This window comes from Nitriliruptor alkaliphilus DSM 45188 (genome assembly GCF_000969705.1).
GTDB lineage: Bacteria > Actinomycetota > Nitriliruptoria > Nitriliruptorales > Nitriliruptoraceae > Nitriliruptor > Nitriliruptor alkaliphilus.
The window spans coordinates 4,189,222-4,206,462 of record NZ_KQ033901.1; the positions used below are offsets into that span (position 1 = coordinate 4,189,222).

General features: G+C 72.8%; 17 protein-coding genes. 9 read left to right on the forward strand and 8 right to left on the reverse strand.

Annotation, left to right across the window (positions count from 1 at the left end; translation table 11 throughout):
* Positions 1-27 precede the first annotated feature (27 nt).
* The 5 genes from NITAL_RS19330 (at position 28) to NITAL_RS19350 (ending at position 5,077) form a co-directional block, all read left to right on the forward strand.
* Entirely contained in the window at positions 28-1,185 is a 1,158-nt protein-coding gene (locus NITAL_RS19330) for a cysteine desulfurase family protein (RefSeq protein ID WP_052667799.1), read from the forward strand.
* 54 nt (positions 1,186-1,239) lie between these two features.
* A complete protein-coding gene (locus tag NITAL_RS19335) occupies positions 1,240-2,862 on the forward strand; it encodes a long-chain fatty acid--CoA ligase (protein ID WP_211262524.1) in 1,623 nt (540 codons plus the stop codon).
* Positions 2,863-3,009: 147 nt separating this feature from the next.
* Complete coding sequence (locus NITAL_RS19340; RefSeq protein ID WP_052667801.1) at positions 3,010-4,230, forward strand: universal stress protein; 1,221 nt, start codon at positions 3,010-3,012, stop codon at positions 4,228-4,230.
* 39 nt (positions 4,231-4,269) lie between these two features.
* On the forward strand, positions 4,270-4,530 hold the full coding sequence (locus NITAL_RS19345; protein ID WP_211262525.1) for a sulfurtransferase TusA family protein: 261 nt from the start codon (positions 4,270-4,272) through the stop codon (positions 4,528-4,530).
* 85 nt (positions 4,531-4,615) lie between these two features.
* Complete coding sequence (locus tag NITAL_RS19350; protein ID WP_052667803.1) at positions 4,616-5,077, forward strand: hypothetical protein; 462 nt, start codon at positions 4,616-4,618, stop codon at positions 5,075-5,077.
* A gap of 88 nt (positions 5,078-5,165) precedes the next feature.
* Here the strand turns inward: NITAL_RS19350 and NITAL_RS19355 are convergent, their stop codons facing one another.
* The 3 genes from NITAL_RS19355 to NITAL_RS19365 form a co-directional block, all read right to left on the reverse strand.
* The gene (locus NITAL_RS19355; protein WP_169786902.1) at positions 5,166-6,905 is read right to left on the reverse strand and encodes an HNH endonuclease signature motif containing protein; all 1,740 of its coding nucleotides are present in this window, start codon (positions 6,903-6,905) and stop codon (positions 5,166-5,168) included.
* Between the two features lie 219 nt (positions 6,906-7,124).
* Entirely contained in the window at positions 7,125-7,673 is a 549-nt protein-coding gene (locus NITAL_RS19360; RefSeq protein WP_052667807.1) for a hypothetical protein, read from the reverse strand.
* Between the two features lie 194 nt (positions 7,674-7,867).
* Positions 7,868-8,227: a HesB/IscA family protein gene (locus NITAL_RS19365; protein WP_052667809.1), complete on the reverse strand. Its 360-nt coding sequence runs from the start codon at positions 8,225-8,227 to the stop codon at positions 7,868-7,870.
* A gap of 265 nt (positions 8,228-8,492) precedes the next feature.
* Between NITAL_RS19365 and NITAL_RS27515 the strand changes: the two genes are divergently transcribed.
* Complete coding sequence (locus tag NITAL_RS27515) at positions 8,493-8,648, forward strand: hypothetical protein (RefSeq protein WP_157041966.1); 156 nt, start codon at positions 8,493-8,495, stop codon at positions 8,646-8,648.
* A 75-nt stretch (positions 8,649-8,723) separates the two neighbouring features.
* Here the strand turns inward: NITAL_RS27515 and NITAL_RS19370 are convergent, their stop codons facing one another.
* Complete coding sequence (locus tag NITAL_RS19370; RefSeq protein ID WP_052667811.1) at positions 8,724-11,027, reverse strand: 5'-nucleotidase C-terminal domain-containing protein; 2,304 nt, start codon at positions 11,025-11,027, stop codon at positions 8,724-8,726.
* Between the two features lie 232 nt (positions 11,028-11,259).
* Positions 11,260-12,345 carry a glycerate kinase family protein gene (locus NITAL_RS19375; protein ID WP_052667812.1) on the reverse strand — a complete coding sequence of 362 codons (1,086 nt, stop codon included), beginning with the start codon at positions 12,343-12,345 and terminating at the stop codon, positions 11,260-11,262.
* Positions 12,346-12,633: 288 nt separating this feature from the next.
* On the opposite strand from NITAL_RS19375, the gene nadA reads away from it, so the two are divergent.
* The gene (gene nadA / locus NITAL_RS19380; protein ID WP_052669823.1) at positions 12,634-13,833 is read left to right on the forward strand and encodes a quinolinate synthase NadA; all 1,200 of its coding nucleotides are present in this window, start codon (positions 12,634-12,636) and stop codon (positions 13,831-13,833) included.
* Positions 13,834-13,877: 44 nt separating this feature from the next.
* Here nadA and NITAL_RS19385 read toward each other — a convergent pair whose 3' ends face one another.
* Entirely contained in the window at positions 13,878-14,132 is a 255-nt protein-coding gene (locus NITAL_RS19385) for a hypothetical protein (RefSeq protein WP_157041967.1), read from the reverse strand.
* A gap of 110 nt (positions 14,133-14,242) precedes the next feature.
* On the opposite strand from NITAL_RS19385, the gene trhA reads away from it, so the two are divergent.
* Positions 14,243-14,899, forward strand: coding sequence for a PAQR family membrane homeostasis protein TrhA (trhA, locus tag NITAL_RS19390; RefSeq protein ID WP_052667815.1), 657 nt, complete (start codon positions 14,243-14,245; stop codon positions 14,897-14,899).
* Here the strand turns inward: trhA and NITAL_RS19395 are convergent.
* Together NITAL_RS19395 and NITAL_RS28625 are read right to left on the reverse strand one after the other, a co-directional pair.
* On the reverse strand, positions 14,889-15,695 hold the full coding sequence (locus tag NITAL_RS19395) for an alpha/beta hydrolase (protein ID WP_052669824.1): 807 nt from the start codon (positions 15,693-15,695) through the stop codon (positions 14,889-14,891). The genes trhA and NITAL_RS19395 overlap by 11 nt on opposite strands.
* Positions 15,696-15,706: 11 nt before the next feature.
* Entirely contained in the window at positions 15,707-15,949 is a 243-nt protein-coding gene (locus NITAL_RS28625; RefSeq protein ID WP_211262526.1) for a hypothetical protein, read from the reverse strand.
* A 401-nt stretch (positions 15,950-16,350) separates the two neighbouring features.
* Between NITAL_RS28625 and NITAL_RS19405 the strand changes: the two genes are divergently transcribed.
* A complete protein-coding gene (locus NITAL_RS19405) occupies positions 16,351-17,184 on the forward strand; it encodes a hypothetical protein (protein ID WP_052667819.1) in 834 nt (277 codons plus the stop codon).
* The last annotated feature ends 57 nt before the right edge of the window (positions 17,185-17,241 follow it).

The following is a 17,241-nucleotide window of genomic DNA, read 5'->3' on the forward strand; positions in this document are numbered from 1 at the left end:
CCCCCTGCCCGTCAGTAGGGTCACCCCGTGTCCGAACGCCGGTACCTCGACCACGCCGCCGCCTGGCCCCTCCGGCCGGAGGCCGCGACCGCGTGGCGGGATGCCGCGGCGGTCGCCACCGGGGATCCGGCGCGTGCCCACGCCGAGGGGCGCGCCGCCGCCGAGCTGCTCGCCCGTGCCACCGAGGCCACCGCCGCGGGGGTCGGCGTCCGGGACGACGCGCTGACCTGGACCTCCGGCGGGACCGAGGCGGTGCACCTGGCCGTCCTCGGTACCGCCCGTGCGGACGCGCTTGCCGGTGGGACCAGGCGCCACCTGGTGGTCTCGGCGGTCGAGCACTCGGCCGTCCTCGCCGCGGTCGACCGGCTGCGGGTCGACCACGGGTTCGAGGTCGACGTGGTCGGCGTGGACGGCTCGGGGACCGTCGATCCGGACGCGGTCGCTGCGGCGCTGCGCGACGACACCCTCGCCGTCCACCTCCAGCACGCCAACCACGAGGTCGGCACCATCCAGCCCGTGGTCGAGGTGGCCCGCGCGTGCGCGCACGTCGGCGCGCTCCTGCACGTCGATGCCTGCCAGAGCGTCGGCCAGGTGGGGCTCGCCGTCTCGGACCTCGGCGCCGATCTGCTCACCGCGAGCGCCGCGAAGTTCGGCGGGCCACGTGCTGTGGGCTTCCTCGCCCAGGGGCCACGCGGGCGGGTGGTGGCCGTCCAGGAGGGTGATGACCGGCAGGGCCGGCGCCGGTCCGGCCAGCTCGACGTGCCGTCGGTCGCCGCCGCGGCGGTCGCCCTCCAGGTCGCCCTCCGGGACCTGCAGACCGAGCGATCCGCACGGGAGCTGGTGCGGCGCCACCTGCGTACCCGCCTGCCGGAGGTGGTGGCCGACGTCGAGGTGCACGGCCCGTTGGCCGACGCCCACCCGGGCATCGTCGCGGCGTCCGCGCTGTACGTCGACGGCGAGGCGCTCGTGCGCGAGCTCGACCGCGCCGGGTTCGCGGTGCACTCCGGCTCGTCGTGCGCCACCACCAGCGGCGAGCCGTCGCACGTCCTGGTCGCGATGGGGGCCTTGACCCACGGGCACCTACGCGTCTCGGTCGGCCCCGACACCACCGTCGCCGACGCCGACCGGTTCCTCGAGGCGTACGCGTCGGTGGTGACCGACCTCAGGGGCCGGGTCGGCCGGTGACCCCGTAGGCTCCGAACGCCTGGCGCACACCCATCGCCCGACGAGGAGCCGACCGTGGTCCACAGCACGATGCAGGACTACCCGCTGACCGTGACCCAGCTGTTCGAGCACGGCCGCAAGGTCCACGGGCACCACGAGGTGGTCACCTGGCGTGGGGACCACAGCCGTCGGGTCACGTTCGCCGAGACCTACGACCGCGCCGGCCGGCTGGCTGCCGGGCTCGCCTCCCTCGGTATCGGTGACGGCGACGTGGTCGGCACGTTCTGCTGGAACCACCAGGAGCACGTCGAGGCCTACTTCGCCATCCCCTGCATGGGCGCCGTGCTGCACCAGCTCAACATCCGCCTCTTCCCCGACCAGCTCACCTTCGTGGTCGCCGACCTCGGTGACCGCGTCATCATCGTCGACGACAGCCTCATCCCGTTGCTCGCTCGGGTGCTCGACGAGCTGACCACCGTCGAGGTGTTCGTGGTCGTCGGTGACGGCGACGCGTCGGCCCTGGACGGCCACCCTGCCCGCGTCGTGCGGTACGACGACCTGCTCGCTGACGCCGACCCCGGCTTCCGTTGGCCCGAGCTGGCCGAGACCGCCGCAGCCGCCTCCTGTTACACCTCCGGCACGACCGGCAACCCCAAGGGCGTGGTGTACTCCCACCGGTCGATCTGGACCCACACCCTCGGGGCGGCCGCCGGTGGCGTCGGCGTCGGCGACGGCGACAAGCTGCTCGTGATCGTGCCCCAGTTCCACGCCAACGCCTGGGGCCTGATCCACATCGGCTGGGCGTACGGGGCGGACCTGCTGCTGCCTGCCGAGCACCTCCAGCCCGAACCGCTGGTCGCCTTCATCGAGGCCGAGCGGCCCACCTGCTCGGCGGCCGTTCCGACGGTCTGGAACGGCGTGCTGGCCCACGGCGAGGGCCACGACATCGACCTGTCCTCCCTCGACTGGGTCGTGGTGGGCGGCAGCGCCGTCCCCCGTTCGATGATCAGCCAGTTCGAGGCGCGCTACGGGGTCACCATCATCCAGGGCTGGGGGATGACGGAGATGTCGCCGCTCGGCACGGTCTCCACCCCGCCGGCGGGCGTGACCGGCGAGGCGAGCATCGACTACCGCGCCAAGACCGGCCGCCTCGTACCGGGCGTCGACATGCGCATCGTCGACCCGGACGGCGCCGAACAGCCGTGGGACGGCGAGGCCATGGGCGAGATCCAGGTCCGCGGACCGTGGATCACCGCCGGCTACCACGGGGTCGACACGCCCGAGAAGTTCCACGACGGGTGGCTGCGCACCGGTGACGTCGGCGTCATCGAACCGAACGGCTTCGTCCAGCTCGTCGACCGCACCAAGGACGTCATCAAGTCGGGTGGCGAGTGGATCAGCTCGGTGGACCTCGAGAACGCCCTCATGGGCCACCCTGACGTCGCCGAGTGCGCCGTCATCGCTGTCGCCGACGAGCGCTGGGACGAACGGCCGCTGGCGTGCGTCGTCCGGCGCGAAGGGAGCGAGGTGACACCCGAGGAGCTGAACGGTTACCTCGAGGACAAGGTCGCGCGGTGGTGGCTGCCGGAGCGGTACGCGTTCGTCGCGGAGGTGCCGAAGACCTCGGTCGGCAAGTTCGACAAGAAGGTCCTGCGTGCCGCACACGAGCAGGGCGAGCTCGAGGTCACCACCGCCTGATCCGGGGCCCCGCCCTCGCGGGCCGGCGCGCGGCCGCCCGGGACCTGCCTCCCTGTTCGGGAACCTGGAGCGCCTGCCGGGAGTTCCCGGGCAGGGACGCGCGCGGTGAGGCACGATGCGTACCGGACCAGGCGGGAGGTCACGCAGGTGGAGCACCTCGGGCGGGTGATCGTGGTCCCGGTGGTCAACCCCGCCTCGGTGCACCCGCTGCTGGTGGCCGCCGCCAGGATCGCCGACGCCGACGGTGGCCTCGTGGTGCCGCTGACGGTCATCCCCGTGCGTGCCGATGCCGACGTCCGCGCCCACGCGTGGAACGGCGTCGCCGACGCCGAGAGCATCGCCTGTGAGCTCGGGGTGCGGGCTCAGGGGGTCGTGGTCGAAGCCGACGACGTGGTCGCGGGCACGTTGCAGGCCGTGGCCGACCACGACGCCTCGCTGGTGCTGATGGGGTGGCGCGGCCGGTCCTCGACCTCGAACGTCTTCGGTGAACTCATCGACTCGCTCGTCGGTCGCTCGTCCGTGCCGCTCGCCATCGTGCGCCTCGGTGCGGTCCCGGTCCGCCGTGTCGTGCTGCCGGTCCATAGCGATCACCTCCTGCCGGGCGGTCGGCGGGGTCTGGCCCTCGCGACCGAGCTCGCGCGCCGGCTCGGTGCGACCTCCCCCGAACCGACCACGGTCCTGCGCACCGGTGACAGCGAGGCCCCGCTGCCGCCCGAGGTGGCGGCCCTCGGGGACCGCGTGCACCACGACCCGCGCCGCAACGATCGGGCCGTCGGGGCGATCGCGCAGCCCTCCGACGTGGTCGTCGCCGCCGTCGCCCCGACCGTGTCAGGACTGCGGTCGGCCACCACGCACCTGGCGTGGGCGGCGCCCGACTCCACCCTGATGGTCGCTGTCGACGTCGGACCGACCCACGAGGAGGGGCTCGCCGAGGCCGCGGGAGCGGCCGCGACCCCGGCTCCCGTCAAGCACGCGGGATCGGCCCGCCAGGTCCGCATCGTGGTGACCGCCCGGCTGCCGGAGGCGACGGGCCCGTCACCAGCACCGACCCCGGAGGACCTCGACCGGGTCCTGCGCGGCGCAGGATCCAGCGAACACCTGATGGCCTGGTGGCCCGCGGGCGACACCCGTCCGCACGTCCGCGCGACCGTGACGGTGACGGCCACGTCGGTCAACGCCGCGATCAGCGCCGTCATGGTCGCCGTGCACGAGGCCCCGGACTTCCGGGGTGCGGAGATCACCTACGACGTGGACCGCGGCGCACCGCACCGGACGGCGGCCGGGGTCGACGAGGCCCCGCTGCACCTCGAGATCGACGAGGAGGCAGCGGACCGGGCAACGGACGGGCAGACCCTGCCCCGCGGGTAACCTCGGAGCGTCCGCCGTCGCCCCGCGAGGAGCCGGTCCGTGCCCGAGCCGACCACCGAGCCGTCCCTCGAACCGACGACCGAGGTCGACGCGCGCGGGCTGGCCTGCCCGATGCCGGTGATCGAGCTCGCGCGGGCGGTCGAGGCCGAGGCGATCGGGTCCGTGGTCCGGCTGCTCGCCACCGATCCGGCCGCGAAGGTCGACGTCCCCGTGTGGTGCCGTATGCAGCGCCAGGGGCTGCGAGCGGCGTCGGAGACCGACGACGGCGCCTGGTCGTTCCTGGTCGAGAAGCTGCGCTGAGTGCGGGGAACCGCATCCACCCGTCCGACGTCCCACCGGCAGCGCGCGCCACGATGGCGTGCCACTCCCGGAAGGACCTCCGTCGATGCGTACCTCCCCGGCCACCCGTGGCCTCCTGGTCGCCCTCCTGCTGCTGACCGCGTGCGGCGCCGCCGATGGTGACGAGTTCCTGCGGGCCGACGACGGCCCTTCGGCGGGCGGTGCCGCTGGCGGTGCGGCGGGTGCGTGCCTCGAGGGTGACCCGAACTGCGTGGACGCCGACCTCGGCGGTGACGCAGGCGCGGGCGACGACGTCGGGTTCGACATCGACATCGACGCGGCACGGCAGGACGCCGAATCCATGCTCGGTGAGCCCGAGGACGACGTGCTCGAGCGGTGGGAGGACGTCCGGCTCGGACGACGCGGCGACGAGGAGATGATCCTGACCTTCGACCTGCGACCGGGCCGCAAGACCATCGCGACCGAGGACGACGGCACCGGCACCTACCGGGTCGTCGCGGTGATCCTCGAGACCGAGGACGGCAGCGAGACCTTCACCGCCGGGTGACGAGCGGGATCCCGCCCCGCCGAGGCCGCCGCGACACACGCCTATCGGCCCCGGCCGACGGGCTCGACGGTCGGCTGATGTCGGGGGTTCAGCTGGTGTCGGGGGGTCGGCCGCGGGCGGGTCCGGCGCGGATGCTGCGGCCGCCGGGTCGGGTGAAGGTGGCGTCGGTGCCATCGATGGTGATGGTCCACCTGCCCAGGTCCAGCTTGCGGTGGTGGTGGCGGCACAGCAGCAGGGCGTTGTGGATGGTCAGGGGGCCGCGGTCGCGTCGGGCGGTGGCGTGGGCGACGTCGCACCAGGCCGGTGGGGCATCGCAGCCGGGGTAGCGGCAGCCGCCGTCACGGGCGACCAGGGCGAGGTAGAGCGCTTGGGTAGGTTGTTCGACGGCTCGGGTCATGGCGATGGGTACGCCTTGGAGGTCGATGCCGAGCAGGCGGATGTGGGCGTCGGCCAGCAGCCGGCGGATCTGGCGGGTGGGGATGGGGCCGGTCCAGGCCAGCTCGGCCACCGGTCCCAGCTGGTCACCGGCAGCGGGGCTGGCCTGGTCGTCGGCCGCACCTGCCGCGGCATCGTCACCGGCCGCGGGACCGGCCGAGTCATCGGTCGTGGTGGGGGCTCGGAGGTCGGCGAGGCCCGGTGCGTGGACCGTGCCGTCAGCCGTGCCGACGCCCGGGACGTGGTTGCCGGGCGAGACGTCGGCGCCGGGGCCGGTGTCGCCGGGGCCGGTGTCGCCGGGGCCGGTGTCGTCGTGGCCGGTGCCGTCGGGGGCGGGCGGGTGGTCGGTGCCGGGGCCGGTGTCGTCCGTTGGCTCGGGCGGGTCGCCGAGTGGCACGAGGACGACCACGTGCGGCTTGACCCCACGATCGGCCGGAGCCGAGCCAGCATCCAAAGCCGCGCGGAGGGCGGCGACCAGCCCGTCTGCGGTGCGTTGCTCGGGGGTACGGGCCGGCTCGCCGGGCAGGTCGGGGGTGGCGAACGCCGCGGGTGCGGCGTTGACCACCTCGGCATCCAGACCGGCGAACTCACCCGAGATACGGGTCATCCCATCAGCGGTCTGCACGATCGAACACCGGCGACGGCGGTGGCGGCGCTCCTCGGCCGCGTTGGCCGCATCCGCATCCAGGCGGGCCAGCAGCCGCCGTGCCGTGCGCCCCAGCTCGACCGCGTGCTGGGTCCGGGCGGCAGCGAGCAGCTCGGCCTCGACCCGATCTGTGTGTTCGAGCGGGACCTCGGCCAGGATCCGGCCGATCACCGCGATCTGCTCGGGCCGCAACCCCCGACCCCCTGCCCCCTCACCAGCGCCGATCGCGTCGGGGTCAGGGCCGCTGCCGGTGGGGGCTCCGGTGGCGGCCAGCGCCAGGTGCGGACGGTCCTGGAGCACCTTGCCGCGCTCCGAGGCCTGCTTGGCCTCCGAGGGCGACAGACCGAGCCGATCGCCCAGCTGCCGGGTGGCCTGTCGGACCGCCTTGCGTTCCCTGCCCGGCCCTGCCTCCAGCACCGCACGACGCCGCAACGCCCCCGCGATCCGATCACGCACCACCGTCAGAGCATCGATCTGGACCTGCACCGCAGCGGCGAGCTCACCCAGCTCCTCAGCGCTGTAGCTGTCGACGTCCAGCCCCGACAGACCGGTGACCCCCGAAGCGATCGCCGCCAGGTGCCCACCCCCAGCGACCGACCCTGCCACGAGGTTCGCCGCCGATCCGGACGTGCGGTAGCTCGCGCCCGGTTCGGCCGCCAGCCACCGCGTGTCGCCCCGACGTCCACGCCGGTACCCCTGATGCACCCGGCGTGACACCGGGTGCGAGGCAGCGGCTGGGGCGGACAACGGGCAGCTCCGTGAGTCGGTCCGAGGGTCCATCTCGAGGACGTTCCCTATCGAACGTGAGTGCGAGTGGGTCCGTCAACCGCGTGTGCTGACACCGTTCCACAGCCCCCCGACAACGCTCCACAGGCCACCACCGACAGGCCGGTGCCGGGTGCGCCACGTCTGCTAGGTCGCCCGATCCGGCTGGGCGACACGGGCAGCAGCGCCCCGTCCTCGACCTCAGCGGCGGCGTCCCTCGACGTGGTCGAGCAGCGCCTCGATCCGGACCTCGTCCGCACCCGGTAGGACGCGCCGCTCGAGCAGCAGGCGCAGACCATCGACGTCCACGCGCAGTCGACCGGCGATCCACAGCGGGTCCGGCAGCACGTTGCTCACATCCGCGCCGGCCGCCTCGGCCGCCATCGGGGGCAGGCCGCTCAAGAGGGAAACGACCGCGGGTTCCTGGCCGAGCGGGACCGTCGCCAGGTCGCCGCCGTCCTCCCACCCCTCGACGAGTTGCTGCCACACCTCCTCGTAGCACGCCCAGGCTGCGTGGCTCCCGAGCTCGTCGAGGTCGGCGCCGGTCTCCTCGGCGATGGCGGCGATCACGACCTGGTGGAGCACCTCGGTCCACGCAGCCGGGGCGGTCTCCGGATCCGCGAGGGTGCGGATCAGTGGCCCGCGCCAGCCGACGGTCCGCTGCTCGACGCGGCGGACCACGTCGTCGCGGACCTCCTCGGTCCAGCCACCGACCAGGACCTCGTTCCAGCCGGTGCCGTCGTCGTCCACCGCCCGCTCCCGCCTACCGGTCCCTCGAAGCTAGCCCGAGGACGGATGGGTCGCCCCTCCCCTGACGGCCACCCGGGAGCTCGATCTGGGTGAGGCGTCGCGACCACGAGACGACGCTGATCGACCGGGTCACACGACGACGGCCACCCCGAGGTGTGGGGTGGCCGTCGCCGTTGGGATGTGAGCGTCGCGGATCAGAAGGTGGCGCTGTCACCGCAGGCGCAGGAGCCAGACGCGTTGGGGTTCTCGATCGAGAAGCCGGAGGCCTCGAGCGATTCCTTCCAGTCGATGACCGCGCCGTGCAGGTAGGGCGTGGACATCTTGTCGACCCGGAGGGTCACGCCGTGCTGGGTCTCGACCAGGTCACCGTCGAGCTGACGGTCGTCGAAGAACAGCGCGTAGCGGAAACCCGCGCAGCCACCGGCCTGGACGGCCACGCGCAGGGCGACCTCGTCGACATCCGGCTGGTCGACCAGGAAGCCACGGACCTTGTCGGCGGCCGTCTCGGTCAGCGTCAGGGTGGTGGTGTCGGTCGGCGTGTCGGTCGCGCTCACGGGGCGTCCTCGTCGTCTGGCTCCGGCCGGCGGTGGGCCGGACCGTACGGGCAGCTGGAGGGTGCCGGCACGCACACGGCGGGCACCGGTGGCGAGTGTACCGACGGCCTGCCGGCGGGCCAGCGACCTGCGGCGACCCCGGACAAGGGGGTCATCCCTTCGACGTCGGCACCCTGAGTTCCTGCTCGACGTCACGGTACGTCACGAGCAGGCTCCGGCACCGTGACTCGGTCACCCGGACCGAGCCGATCAGGAGGAACCTCGCATGTCCCTGCGCATCCGCGCTGCTGTCACCGCCGGCCTGCTGGCCATCGCCACCGTCGCGACGGCGGGCAGCGCCGCCGCCGACGTCTGCTACAGCGTCAGCATCACCCTGAACGGTGACGCGATCGTCGAGGAGAGCGACTGCATCGCCACCTGAGCGCGGAGGGGGTCACGACAGGGCTGGGGCCGCACCCGGAGGTGCGGCCCCAGCCGTGTTCGTGGTGCGGCTACCTCACGGCAGCGGCGTCACGGTGAACTCACTCACCGGGCCCCACCGCGTGTACTCGTCCTCGTCCACGGTCAGGTCCGGGTAGTTGCTGGCGTTGATCGGGCTCTCCCGCTGGATCAGGTTCGCCAGCGACTGCTGGTAGGTGACACCCGCGACCCGATCGAAGTCGAGGTCTTCGAAGTAGCCGTCACCACCGTCGAGCAGGAAGTCGATGCTCGCGATGGTGAACACCTCTGCGGCTGCCGCCGGCTGGAGCACACCCCCGATCACCAACATGACGTGGTTGGTCGCATCCGCGTCCCCTCGGGTGATCTTCGCGTCGACGATACGGCTGCCCACCGGCTCCGAGGCATCGAAGCTGAACTCGATACCCGACCACTGACCGTTGGCACCCGCCGGGTTCGGCTGGGCTGCGACCGCGATCTCGAGCGCGTCCGCGATGTCTTCACCGGTCACCTCGGCGTAGGCCACGAAGTTCGTGAACGCCGCCACGTTGAAGGTGTCGAGCTCGGTGATGTTGCCCGCCGGGATGACGCCGTCGTTGCGGATACCGCCACCGTTCTGGAGGGCGAGGTCCACGTCGACACCGGCGACCTGGTCCGCCTCGTAGAAGAGCGAGTCGACCAGCATGTTGCCGAGGTTGGTCTCGCGGGTGCGGACGGAGTCACGGATACCATCGAGGGGTACCTCGGTGGTGCCGATGACGTTCGTCGCCAGCGCCTCGACGTACGCAGCGACGGGTGCCTCGACGTTGTTCGAGATGAACGCGTCCCGCGTCCCTTCCAGCGGCACGGGGACGAGCTCGGACGCGGCGCCGATGGACATCGACCCGTCACCGTCGAACTCGAGCACGAGGCGACCGATGTCGCTGTAGTTGCCCGGCACGGTCACGACCGGGATGACGTCGCCGTCCGCGTTCTCCACCAGGAGCGGGTAGTCGTCACCGAGCGACTCACCACCGCCACCACCGACGACGGCATCGACACCGCTGAGCTGCGGCACGAGCTCGATCTCGTTGTCGAGGTCCTGCAGGTGGCTCGAGACGATCACGATGTCAGCGCCCGCGTCGCGCGCCGCGTCGACCTCTGCCTGGACGGCGGGAAGGACGTCGCTGACCGTGACGTTGCCGGGACTGGAGATGGTCGGCAGCAGCTCGGTCGTCGCGCCGACGACCGCGATGTCACGACCGACGGTGCGCAGCATGGTGCTCGCACCGATCCGACCCGCGTCCTCGAGCGCGGCCAGCGACGGCTCGCCGCTGACGTCGAGGTTCGCGGAGATGAACGGGATGTCGTCGGCCGCCTCGATGAACGCGGCCAGGAAGTCGGGACCGAAGTCGAACTCGTGGTTCCCGATGGTCATCGCGTCGAAGCCCCCCTCGGTGTAGACGAGCGCGTCGTAGAAGGGGTCGAGGTCCTGGTCGATCGAGGCGTTCAGACGCGGACCAGCCAGGAAGTTGTCGCCCGCGGAGATGGTGACCTGGCCGGCGAAGAAGTCTTCGACCGCCGCCGCCTGCTCCTGCTTCAGGTCGTGGACGAAGCGCGCAGCCCCCGGGAACCCGGCCGACTCGTCCGGCAGCAGCGCCGACTCACCGTCGTTGATGTGCAGGACGGTCAGGTCGAACGGCGCCTCCAGGATCGCGATGAGCTCATCCAGGAACCGGATGACCACGGACGCAGCCTGGTCGCGGCGGGTGGCGTCCAGCGGGGCGAACCGGCCATCGGTCTTGCCCCGGAGGATCCCGAGCTCGAACGCCAGATCGATGTTCTCCGCGTGCACGCCGGTGCGGACATCGCTGAAGTAGTTCCGGGCGTCGGGGACGAGCTCGTCGCCGAGCGTGAACTCGAAAGCTCGCACGAACAGGGATGCGAGCTGGTCACGACGGACCGCATCCTGCGGACCGTAGGAACCGTCGGTCCGACCCTGGACGATGCCCGCCGCAGCGAGACGTCGGATGTTGTCCCCGTGGGGCGGGCCGATGTCGGGGAACGTGGGTGCGTCGGCGACGCCGGGCAGGCCGGCGTCGATCTCGTCGAGCGTGCGCGCCAGCAGCGAGGCGACCTGCCCACGGGTGACGGAGGTATGGGGCTCGAACGTGGTGCTGGTCTTGCCACGGATCAGACCGAGCGCCGCACCACAGTCGATGGCGTCGCTGTGGACGTTGGCGGCGGGGACGTCATGGAACCCGGAACTCGGGGCGCCGTCGGGGCAGGCGAGCGAGCCCGCGTCCTGCGCTGCCGCCGGGAGCGTGACGGTGCCGAGCACCATCACCGCTGCCAGCGACGAGATCGTGAACCTGCGCATCATGCGCTGTCCTTCTCCAGTCGGGATGCCTCGGCCGATCGACCCGAGGCCCGCTCCTCCCCCGAGGGCGGATGCCGGCCGACACTAGGTCCACCACCCTGCGAAGGGGCGGACAACCGTTGACAGGGACCACATCGGGTCTGGTCCGGGCGACGGCCGCACGCAGGCCCCAGCGAGGACCGTCGGTGTGCGCCGTGGGTGCACCGGCTGCACGCCCAGCGCGCCACCGCTGTCCCTACGGCGCTCGATGTGCCAGGCGTTCGGCGGCGGCTGCGACGTCCGCCGCCGGCTCGAGGCCCGGACCTGCCGGGCTGGCCTGCTCGACGTCGAGGTCACCGGGAGCGGTGCCGTCGGCGACGGCACCGACGACCGCCGCGACCGGCACCTTCGTCGCGCGCGCCCGATCGCGCACCGCCCCGACGACCTTGGTCCCGAACGAGGTCGCGTCGAGGCGCCCCTCCCCCGTGACCACCAGATCGGCGTCGGCCAGCACGTCATCGAGTCCGACCAGCTCCGCGACCACGTCGACGCCGCGCTCGAACCGCGCCCCCGTCAGCGCGCGCCCGAGCCCGAACCCGAGGCCACCCGCCGCGCCGGTGCCCGGATCGCCGCGGCTGACACCTCCGGGCAGGTCGCGTTCGGCGACGTCGGCCCAGGTCCGCAGGGTCTCCGTCAACGCGGGGATCTCCTCGGGCGTCGCGCCCTTCTGCGGACCGAACACCGGCGCCGCCTCGTCCAGCCGTGCGTCGACATCAGCGAGGAGGACGACCTCGATGCCGTCCCAATCGCCGGCCCAACCCCACCGGACGGCGTGCACGCGGTGCAGGTCCTCGCCACCGATCTTCAGGCCCGACCCGTCCGCGACCGTCAACCGCAGCCCGAGCCCGTTGAGGGCCCCCGTGCCCCCGTCGACGCTGGCGCTGCCACCGAGGCCGACCAGCAGCCGAGTCGCGCCGACGTCCCGGGCCGCATCGAGCAGCTGCCCCACGCCGTAGGTGGTCGCCAGGCGTGGGGTCCGCCGGTCGGCGGGGACCAGGTGCAGGCCGCACGCCTGGGCGGACTCGACGACCGCGCTGCCGTCGGGACGCAGGAGGAACGCGGCGTCCACCGGGTGTCCGTGCGGACCCGCGACCTCGGTGGTCACCCAGGTGTCGTCGGCGGTGGCCACCACGTCGACCAGCCCCTCACCACCGTCCGACATCGGCACGCACACCAGGTCGTCGCCGGGGCGGACCCGCCGCCACCCCGCGACGATCGCGGCCGCGGCCTCACGCGCCGTGAGCGTGCCGCCGAACCCGTCGGGCGCCACCACGACCTTCACGACGGGCTCCTCGGGGACGGCAGGGACGGGAGGGACGGGAGCCTAACGGTGGCCACCGCCGCCGCCTGACGGCGCCGTGATGGCCGACGCCGCAGCCCCACTTCACCGCTCGGGCCGGCGCTGGTACGCTGCCCGCCAGTTCTGGTCACAGTGACCAGAACCTCCCCGCCCTCCGGGAGGCTCGACGTGACCGCCACGACCGCGACCTCGACCGCGACCACCGCCGCGCCGGCGCCGCTCGCGCGCCCCTCCGCAGCACCCGCGCGCAACCTCAGCGGCGTCCCGACCGTGCCGGTCGGCTCGCCCCTGCTGCTGCTCGGCCGCGGCTCCGACCCGGCCAGCGAACGTGGCGTGGTCTGCCCGGGCGACCTGCCGGCCGCGGACGACCCGACCCTGCTCGACCGGGCGCTCGCGGCCAAGGCCACGCTCGGCGACCAGGTCATCATCCTCGGCCACCACTACCAGCGCGATCAGGTCATCGCCTTGGCCGACGCGCGGGGCGACTCGTTCGAACTGTCACGCCAGGCGGCCGCCGCCGACGCCCCCTACATCGTCTTCTGCGGCGTGCACTTCATGGCCGAGTCCGCCTCCGTCCTCGGCCGCCCCGACCAGCGGGTCATCCTCCCCGACCTCGCCGCTGGGTGCTCGATGGCCGACATGGCCGAGATCCGTCAGGTCCGTGACGCGTGGGCCCGGCTCGAACGTGCTGGCGTCGCCGACGTCACGGTGCCGCTGACGTACATGAACTCCACCGCCGCCATCAAGGCGTTCTGCGGCGACCACCGGGGCGCGATCTGCACCTCGTCCAACGCGCCGACCGCCATGCACTGGGCCTTCGAGCAGGCCGGGACCGGGGCGACGGACGGCAAGGTCCTGTTCCTGCCCGACCAGCACCTCGGCCGCAACACCGCCGTGCTCGCCCTCGGCCTCGACCTCGACGACTGCGTGGTCTACGACCCGTGGCAGCCGGACGGCGGCCTGACCGACGGGCAGCTGCGTGACGCCAAGGTCATCCTCTGGAAGGGCCACTGCTCGGTCCACGCCCGCTTCACACCCGAGATGGTCGATGTCCTCCGCGAGCGCGAACCGGGCGTCGAGGTGCTCGTCCACCCCGAGTGCCGCCACGAGGTCGTCCAGCGCGCCGACCGTGTCGGCTCGACCGGCCAGCTCATCCGCTGGGTCGAGGAGGCACCGGCCGGAGCGACCCTCGCGGTTGCGACCGAGCTGAACCTCGTCAAGCGTCTCGGCGACGAACACCCCGACAAGCGGGTGGTGTTCCTCGACGACACCGTCTGCTTCTGCGCCACGATGAACCGGATCGACCTGCCGCACCTGACCTGGGTGCTCGAGTCGCTGGTGGCTGGTGAGGTCGTCAACGAGGTCCGCGTCGACGACGCCACGCGAGCGTCCGCTCGCGTCGCGCTCGAGCGGATGCTGGCCCTGCCCGGCGACGGCGCCAGCCTGGTCCGCACCCCCGCCACCGTCTGACCCAGGCGGGCGGCCACGAACCTCGTGCCGCCACCCGGGGGCGGTCAGCGAGGCAGTCGCTCGCGAGCCCACGCGAGGCTGCCCGGCGCCATGCCCTTGAACTTCGGGACCTCGTGCAGTTCGGTCACGAGCAGGGGCGTGCCCGCGGGCAGTTGGTCCTTCAGCGCGTGGTAGATCACCGAGCGCCGCTCGTCGCTGTCGACGAGGACCAGGCCGGCGCGCAACATCCGTAGCTCGCGCCACGGCCCGGCGGTGGCCGCACCGAGGTCGTGCCCGTCGAGGTAGGCGAGGTACACCACGTCCACCTCCAGGCGGCTCGTCGAACGGACGAGGGTAGGTTGGGTCCTCCGGCCCTACCGGACGCATCGCCGCTGGCCGAGGGTCGCGCCCGATTCGGACTGGACCGCCGTTGACCACACCTCCGGCCGAGCTCCGTCGTGGACCGCGTCCGCGTCTGCGTGGCCGCCTCCACCTCGCCGGTGTCGCCGTGCTGCTGCTCAGCGCACCCGTGCTCCTGGCCACCGCCGCGGACCCCGGACGCCGGTGGGCCGTGGGCGCCTACGTGCTCGGCGTCGCGGCGATGCTCGGCGCCAGCGCCCTCTACCACGTCCCCGACTGGACCGTCCAGGTGGCGACGCGGCTGCGACGCGTCGATCACTCGGCCATCTTCCTGGCCATCGCCGGCACCTACACACCGATCGTGGTGGTGGCGCTGGAGGGTGGCGGGCGCGTCGCCCTGCTGTCGGTGGTGTGGGTCGGTGCCGTCGCCGGGATCGCCGTCCGCAACGTGTTCCTCGGTGCTGCGCCGTGGCTGGCAGCGACGCCGTACGTCGTGCTCGGGTGGATCGCCCTGGTCGCCGTCCCCGCCCTGTGGCGGATGTCCCCCCTGGCGACCCTGCTGGTCGCAGCTGGTGGCCTGATCTACACCGTCGGCGCGCTGGTCTACGCGCGACGCCGGCCCGATCCCTGGCCGACGACCTTCGGCTACCACGAGCTGTTCCACGCCCTGACGCTGCTGGCCATCGTGCTGCACTGGACCGCGGTCCACGTGGCCGTCAGTTCGTGAGGTCCTCGCCGACCGCGCGGCGCACGAAGTCGTCGACGGCATCGAGGTAGCGGTCACCGTCGAGCAGCGCGCGGTCGTTGTGGTCGGCGCCACGCACCACCTCGAGCTGTGCGTCGGCCCCGTCCGCGACCTCGCGCGACAGATCGAACGGCACGATGCTGTCGGCATCTCCTGCGATCACCAGGACGGGCGCGTCGACCGCAGCGAGGTGCTCGGCGGTCGGGTACCGATCCCGCAGCAACGTGCCGACCGGTAGGAACCGGTAGTGGTGACGCCCGACCTCGACCAGCGACGGGAACGGGGACCGCAGGACGACCGCCGCCGCCGGTGCCTCCACCGAGAGCCCGGCCGCCACCGCCGAGCCGAGCGACTCCCCGAGGTACACGATGCGGTCGGGGTCGACGTCAGGGCGTGCGTCGAGGTGCGCCCGGGCGGCAGCCGCGTCGGCGTGCAGGCCGGCCTCCGACGGCGACCCCGGGTTCCCGCCGTAGCCGCGGTGCTCGAGCAGCAGCACCGCGTGTCCGCGCGCGACCAGCCCCCGGGCCAGCGGCAGGCGCAGCTCCCGGTTGCCCGCGTTCCCGGGAGCCACGAGCACCGTGCTGACCGGTTCGGCCTCCGCCGCGAGGAACCAGCTGACCAGGGTGAGGCCGTCGTCGGTCCGCAGCTCCACCACCTCGACGTCCGGTGGTGGCGACGGCGCCGAGGTGTCGGGCAGGTGGATCAGCTGCCGCTGGAACACCGCCGCGAGGACGACCACCAGCAACCAGACGACCAGCAGCCCGACACCGACCCGCACCACGCCCACGATCAGCCGGTGGGAGGCAGGGTCTCGTGCCCGAGCCCACGCAGCAGCTCGGCTGCCTCGGCCGCCGACTCGACCTGCACCGAGATGGCGCGACCCTCCGCCCAGTCGAGCGACGGGAAGGCCGACACCGACGGCGCGCTCGCCTCGATGCCGTTCGCGCGGAGGGTCATCACCAGCAGGTCCGCCTGGGTGTCGCTGACCACCGCGACGGGGACGACCTCGCGCTGTTCGATCTGTTCGAACACGGCAGGTCCCTGGTCGTCGGTGTCCCGACAGGGTGCCACGTCGCGGGGACGACCGAACGGCCGCGCTCGTGCGCATCGACGCACCCCACGGGGCCGGACGCCTGGCGTGGGCCGGCCGGGGACCGAACGGCCAGCGGCCGTGCCGTCCACGCAGACCGCCGGGGCGCACACGGAGTGACGAGTTCGTGGCGTGATCGGCCGAGAACGGGCGATCCGGCGGCTTCAACGCCCGTGGTGAGCGGCACGCGCCCTGGCGGTCACCGCGCACCGACTGTCCATCCGTCCGTGCGTGCGAGGCGACGGCCACGTTCGGGCGGCCCGGCCCCGCACCCGGCCGTCATGCAACCTCGCCGCAACGACCGCGCAGCCTCAGGCGGGTTCGCGCAGACGAAAGATCGGTCATGGCCGCGACAACCCCGCACGTCCCGGACATCTCCGAGACCGACCTCGAGCGTTCGGACCTCGAGGAGGCGGCTCGCGACCTCGACATCGACTTCGACGACGACGTGGACGACCAGACCCTCTTCGAGCGCATCGGTGTCGCGATGGGCGAGATCGACCCGAACGCTCTCGATGACGCGGACGAGGCGGACGACGAGGAGGGCGCGGAGGACGAGGGGGACGACGCTCCCGCCGCCGAAGCCGACGACGACGAAGCCGACGAGGCGGACGACGAGGACGACGCTCCCGCCGCCGAAGCCGAAGCCGACGACGCCGAAGCCGACGAGGCGGACGACGAGGACGACGCTCCCGCCGCCGAAGCCGAAGCCGAAGCCGACGACGCCGAAGCCGACGAGGACGAGGACGAGGACGACGCTCGCGCCGCCGACGACGCGGACGCGGACGACGAAGCCGACGAGGACGAGGACGGCGCCGACGACGAGGACCGCAGTCCGGTGCACGAGGAGGGCGAGTACCGCTTCGAGGAGGACCCCCGCGAAGGGATCGAGCCGGTGCTCGACCTCGAGATGGGCCCGGTCGCGTTGGACGTGCTCGGCGTCGAGGTCCACCTCCGCCGGGTGCACGCGGTCCTCACCGCCAACCCGAACGGGCGCCGCAACGTGGTCGGCAAGTTGCTCGCCGGCCTGGTCAAGCTCATCGATCAAGGCGGTGACGAGGACGAGGACGAGGAGGGCGAGGACGACGAGGGGTCGGACGAGGGGATGCTGGAGAAGGTCACCTCGCCCGTCCGCGGCCTCGCCCGCAACGTGAAGGACACCGTCACCAAGGACTGACCCCGGGTGTCCCGATGGCAGGGGCACCACCCGCGACCGCTCTGACAGGTTCGACGC